Source organism: Campylobacter concisus, assembly GCF_902460625.1.
Classification (GTDB): domain Bacteria; phylum Campylobacterota; class Campylobacteria; order Campylobacterales; family Campylobacteraceae; genus Campylobacter_A; species Campylobacter_A concisus_AD.
The window spans coordinates 149,581-155,176 of record NZ_CABPUT010000003.1; the positions used below are offsets into that span (position 1 = coordinate 149,581).

The window sequence follows — 5,596 nt, forward strand, 5'->3', positions numbered from 1 at the left end:
AAGGCGTGACTTTATACTTTTTCATTATATTTTTTATAATTTTTATATTTTATTTTTTTTACATATAAGTGTTGATTGTTTAAAAGATGAAGTAAAAAAACAAAAAAAATTAAAAGAAGTTTCTAAATGGGGGAGTCTTATTCTAATAGCTTTTATAGTTTTAATTTGTCTTACAATTTTTGAAAGCAACGGAATATTCTTTTATTTTTGCATTTTTTCGTGGATTTCTACTATTGGCGTGATTTTTTGGGCTTTGCGACCTGAAAAATTTACACCAGATAAACCACAAAATAGAAACCCTAAAAAACAAAAGAAGCAAAAAGTTAAATTTGAAAAAAGTAAGAATTCGTTAAATTTTACAAATATAAAATTAAAAAATAAACAAAGCAGCGGTGATAAATAGAAATTTTAAAAATATCTCTAAAATTAGGAATGACTGAAAGAATAAACGAAAAACTATTAGCCAATACTCCAAAAGGAGGAAAGCTAGGTAGCGACGGTATATTAAGACACAACGGCAAAGAGTATGTAGCTCATAGTATGGATATAACGGGAAATAAAGTGATATATCAACAATTAGGTAAAAATAATAAACCGGTAGAGGTTTATAAAATTACTAACGATAAAGGTTATTTAGTGACAGCTTCTAAACCAAAGCTCTCTGCTTCGGAAAGCAGTCCTAGTACTTTAATAAAAGATGCAACAAAAGATATTAAATTTTATGATAGCTCAAAAACCCCTGGTATAGTAGCAGGCGCCACCATAGGCGGAGGTATAGATATTGGATCGCAGTATATAAATAACGGCTATAGTTTTAAAAATATTGACCATACAGAAGTAGTAATAAATGCATTAGGCGGTGCATATGGCGGAGCTGCTAGCGGTTTATTCTCAGCAATAGTCAGAGGCGCTTTTGTCAACTCATCTACTGAGCTATACTCTCAGCTTAAAGACAGATCAAAAGATGTAGATGCAGAGAGAGTGGTTGGAAAAGGTTTTGCCGGTGGAACTTTTGGTGCATTCGGCAATATAGCAGGAAATTTTGGTAAAAACATAAAAATAGGCAATGGGGATTTAAAGACTGCGGCCGAAGTAGGAACAAATTTTATTACTACAGCCGGACAAGCTATTGCAGATAGCGTAGAAAGTAAAAAAGATAAAACAAAAAAGCAGATAAGTAATGAAGAATAATTGGATTGTATTTTTTGGGTCAATAGCATTTTTTATAGTAGGCGCTATTTGTATAATAATCCTAAAACTTCTTTTCGGAGAATATTATGTTGATGCCGTAGTCGCATTAATCATGCTTACAAATGTATATTTTATGATAAAAAACGGCATAAAAAAGAGCGACTTTTCGAAAAAGAATTTGAAAGAAATGGACGTCACGATAGGCGGCGTCTCTTTGATACAGGCCATATTTGTATTTATAATGTGGATTGGTTACAACGCCACAAGAGGGTAAACATAAAAGTGGGCGAGTAGGATAAGGACTGCGGCTGAAGTCGAGGCAAGTATATTTACTGGAATAACACAGGTGGCTGTAGTAGTATGAGTAGCAAAGATAATAAAAATAACAAAGACGATAAAAAAGAATGAGAACAGATATAAAAGTTTTGTTTAAGAACATTAATTTTAAAATGAGCATCATCTAAATTTTTAGATATAATTACGCAAAAGTTATATTATTAAAATCAGGTAAAGGAACTCATGAAAAAAATATTTAAATTTCTATCTTTTTTAGTATTTATGCTATTTCTTGCAGGATGTGCAAAAGATCTTATTATAAGCAATATGCCAAATTCAAATTTAAACTATCATGGCGATAATGTTCCTATAACTATCATAGCTTATAAATTAAGAGATGTGGCTAAATTTAAAGAAGCTAGCATTATCGATCTAGCCGAGAAAAATGGTGAAATACTAGGCTATGATAAGATTGACTCTATAAAAACACAAATTCAGCCAAATACAAATAGATACGCTTTTACAAATGTATATCCTGACGAAGTTCCGTATGTTGGCATTTTGGTACTTTATGCTGATCAGAGCAAGACAAATATCAAGGCTTACAAAGCTACAAAAGAGATAAAAGAAAAAAATATAGTTTTTGAAATAACAAAAAATGGCGTAAATGTTTTAGACGCTAGTAGCTCTAAAATACAAGCAAGCAAATAAAATGTCTGAAAAGCTAAAAGTCGTTTGGTATAACGGAATGAACGTTGATAAGGTTCATTTCGAGCAACAAGAAAGATATTTTGAGAGAAATTTAAACCTAAAAACCATCTCTTCTTTTTCAAATTTATACGGTGTTTTAGATTTAGAAATTTCAAGCGATCTTTTGCTTCAAGGCAAAGTAGGGCTAACTAAAATTTCTTGTATCTCTCAAGATGGCACGATTTTCAATGCGCCAGATCAAGATGAATTACCAGAACCGCTTGAGATAAGCCCAAGCGAACTAAACTCAGCCATTATAGTGTTAAAACTACCTATTAGCTCAGGTTTGGTCGATATTAGCTTGCAAAATAATTTACCAAATCTAAAATTTACAGCCAAGCAAGCACTTATTAGCTCAAGAGTGCATGATGAAGCTAGCAATGATATATTAAACGAGCTAGACGATAAAGATGATTTTGAACTATCTTCGGCCTTTACACAAGATAAAGAAAATCTAATCCTAGCAAGCCAAAGATCATCTCTTGGAGTATTTGGCTCAAAGATGCCTTACGAGCTTAGCATACCAATTTGTAAAATAAAAAATATAGACCTAAATAAGCAAATAACACTTGACGAAAAATTTATTCCAACTTGTGTTGACATCAGTAAAAATACCTTCATAACAAATTTTATAGAGGAGCTTAGCTTTGCTACAAAGCAACATCAAGAGAGTTATTTTGGGTTGCTAGGAGGTGTTGATCAAGCTAAAAATAGACTTGATTTTTCAACGTATTTAACACTAAATATGCTAAAAAAATGGCATTTGATATTCTCTTATTTGCTAAAGAAAGATAAATTTCACCCAGAGTATTTGTATGAAAAATTAGTTGATTTTCAGGCTGATCTGTTGGCACTTAGTCACGATAATAGTTTTAGCGAATTTATAGCCTACGATCACAATAATCTAACTCAAACATTTGTGCCTTTGATAAATAATCTAAGACTTTTATTCTCACATATCTTATCTCCAAAATATATAATGGCGCAAATTGTTAAAAATAATCACGGCTTTTATGACTGTATTTTTGATAATCCAAGCATTATTGAAAACTCAGAAATTTATTTTGCTATTCACAGCGATACGAAAAATGAGTATCTTCTTAAAAATTTCAAAGAGCAATGCAAAATCCATACTCAATCAAATATAAAAGGAATAGTTTCTTCACAGCTAAGAGGTATAAACGTAGAGCAAATTTCTGTTGTTCCTAGTACTTTACCGAAGTTAAACGATTATATCTATTACAAGATAGACAAAAAAGATGAAATTTTTAAAAGCTTTGCAAATCAAAATGTGATTAGCGTTTATATAACGGCAAATTTACCGAATGCTGATATTAAAATGTGGGCTTTATTATAAGGATAAAAATGAACGAAAATCAAAATGAAACCTCAGTTTTAAGTCAAACAAATCTTTTGGGCCTTGGCACAAATCTTGCACTAGATCACGTGTTACCATTACTTCTTTTGGCAAATAGGGTTTCAAAATTACAAAATTTTTCACAAAGTGAAATGGCAAATTTACGTGAAAAATTGATAAATGATATCTTAAGTACTACTTCAAAGATATCAAATCTAGGCATTTACGAGGAAGACGATATTATTAGACTTAGATATTGTCTTTGTGTTTTTATAGATGAGAGCTTACTAAAAAATGAAATTTTTATGAACAGCTTTTGGGCCAATAATACCCTGACAACAAGATTTTTTAATGAAAATCTAGGCGGAAATAAATTCTTTGGCATTATGGATAAGTGGTTTGAAAATGTTGGCAAAAATAAAGATTTCTTAGAATTTATATATGCTTGTTTGGTGCTTGGCTATAAAGGAAAATATGAAACCCAAGAAGATTGCAATGAAAAAATCTCTTATCTTTGTGAAAATATAGCTGCGGCTGTTTCTCCGCTTATAAAGGCTGATGAAAATGTATTTGAAAAGAGCTACTTAAAACAGACAAAGAAAAGCTTTCTTGAGGTATTTTCGCTAAAGCGCTTAAAATTTTATTTCATTTTGCTAGCCATTGCTATGATCGCAGCCGCGTTTTTATATAGTACATATTCTATGGATCAAAACAATATCAGAAACGATAGCATCCTAAATAATAAGATAGAGAATTTTATGGATAATAAGTAAGTGCAAGATAATTTTTGTAATAAATTTAATGAAGATTTTTTGGAGAATGAGCTTTATATTAGTTTAACTGATGAGATGTCAAAGTATAAAACTTTGATGCATGATAGCATAAAGTGGGATTATGTATTTAGCTCATCTTTAAAAGCCTTAAGCGAGTTTAGTCTTGATGCCAAGCTTTTAAATTTTTTAGCGATTTCTGCTATAAATTTAAACGACAAAGAGGCTTTTAAGACACTTATAAAAGCCTTTGCTTTTTTTCTATCTATTTTGAAAAAAGAGCCAAATTTGCTTGCAAAAAATGAAAAACAACTACCTGCCAAAAAAAAGATAATAGCTCAAACAATAGAGCTTTTTACGCAAGCTAATGATAAAGCTTTGGATCAAGCTGACGCAAAAGCGTTTAATGATCTTGTGCCTGAGCTTTCGCAAGAGTTTGGCACACATTTTGATACGCTTTATATAGAAGAAAAAAAAGAAGAAATTTTAAAAGCTAAAGAGCCAAAAGTCATTACTAAAACTGAGCCAACTTACCATCAAAACGTTTCATTTAGTGGTAGTGGCAATGACATTAGTACATTTAATGATAGAGAATTTAGAGAATATTTTATAAATTTATCACTAATGCTTTTAAAGAGTGATATTAAAAATTTTACCGCTTATACTTTAATTTTTGAAGCAATGTGGGGCAGAATAAAGGCGCTTCCATCAAGTAGCGATCAAATAACACAGATACGTTATCCTGATGAAAATCTGATTATGCTTTTTAAAAAAAGTAACGAACTAAATCTTGATAATTTAGAAAAATTTATAAGAAATTTAGCACTTAACCCATTTTGGATAGAAGGCATTAAGATATTTTGCGAGTTTTTAAATAGTGCTGGACTTGCAAGGCAAATCGATCTTGTTTGTGATATGGTTTTAAATTTTATTGATAAATTTCCAGATATAAAAAAGCTCAAATTTCAAAGCGGAGAAGCTTTCTTTAGTGAAGATATAAGTAAATTTTTTATTAAAAGTAACTCTTTGGAATTTACTTCTAGTAGTGATAGTAAAAAAGATATGAGTTTTGAAGATCTAATAAAAGAACTAGACAAAAGCAAGCATGCTTCAAGTGCTCAAAGCGAGCTTAATTTTATGCTTGAATTATCAAAAATTTTTACTGCTCAAGGCATGAATAATAATGCAAAAGCTACCTATGCACAAATAGTTAATTTTATAGAAAATACCGAGCTTAAAGATTATTTATCAG

General features: G+C 30.6%; 7 protein-coding genes. All 7 read left to right on the plus strand.

Annotated elements, in window-relative coordinates:
* The coding region (locus F3G69_RS09260) for a hypothetical protein (RefSeq protein WP_188115325.1) at positions 1-403 on the plus strand (403 nt) is incomplete at its 5' end.
* A gap of 29 nt (positions 404-432) precedes the next feature.
* Complete coding sequence (locus tag F3G69_RS02900; protein ID WP_149714353.1) at positions 433-1,191, plus strand: hypothetical protein; 759 nt, start codon at positions 433-435, stop codon at positions 1,189-1,191.
* Positions 1,181-1,465, plus strand: a complete 285-nt coding sequence (locus tag F3G69_RS02905; protein WP_084042025.1) for a hypothetical protein — start codon at positions 1,181-1,183, stop codon at positions 1,463-1,465. Before F3G69_RS02900 ends, F3G69_RS02905 begins: the two co-directional genes overlap by 11 nt.
* 245 nt (positions 1,466-1,710) lie before the next feature.
* The gene (gene tssJ, locus F3G69_RS02910; RefSeq protein ID WP_149714354.1) at positions 1,711-2,178 is read left to right on the plus strand and encodes a type VI secretion system lipoprotein TssJ; all 468 of its coding nucleotides are present in this window, start codon (positions 1,711-1,713) and stop codon (positions 2,176-2,178) included.
* A 1-nt stretch (position 2,179) separates the two neighbouring features.
* Complete coding sequence (gene tssK / locus F3G69_RS02915; protein ID WP_149714355.1) at positions 2,180-3,574, plus strand: type VI secretion system baseplate subunit TssK; 1,395 nt, start codon at positions 2,180-2,182, stop codon at positions 3,572-3,574.
* Positions 3,575-3,582: 8 nt separating this feature from the next.
* Positions 3,583-4,347 carry a type IVB secretion system protein IcmH/DotU gene (gene icmH / locus F3G69_RS02920; RefSeq protein WP_084110013.1) on the plus strand — a complete coding sequence of 255 codons (765 nt, stop codon included), beginning with the start codon at positions 3,583-3,585 and terminating at the stop codon, positions 4,345-4,347.
* On the plus strand, positions 4,348-5,596 hold a 1,249-nt coding region (locus F3G69_RS02925), incomplete at its 3' end, for a type VI secretion system domain-containing protein (protein ID WP_149714356.1).

Coding starts and splice junctions, on each gene's coding strand:
- tssJ (WP_149714354.1), top strand. CDS start 1,711: ATGAAAAAAATATTTAAATTTCTATCTTTTTTAGTATTTATGCTATTT.
- tssK (WP_149714355.1), top strand. CDS start 2,180: ATGTCTGAAAAGCTAAAAGTCGTTTGGTATAACGGAATGAACGTTGAT.
- F3G69_RS02905 (WP_084042025.1), top strand. CDS start 1,181: ATGAAGAATAATTGGATTGTATTTTTTGGGTCAATAGCATTTTTTATA.
- icmH (WP_084110013.1), top strand. CDS start 3,583: ATGAACGAAAATCAAAATGAAACCTCAGTTTTAAGTCAAACAAATCTT.
- F3G69_RS02900 (WP_149714353.1), top strand. CDS start 433: ATGACTGAAAGAATAAACGAAAAACTATTAGCCAATACTCCAAAAGGA.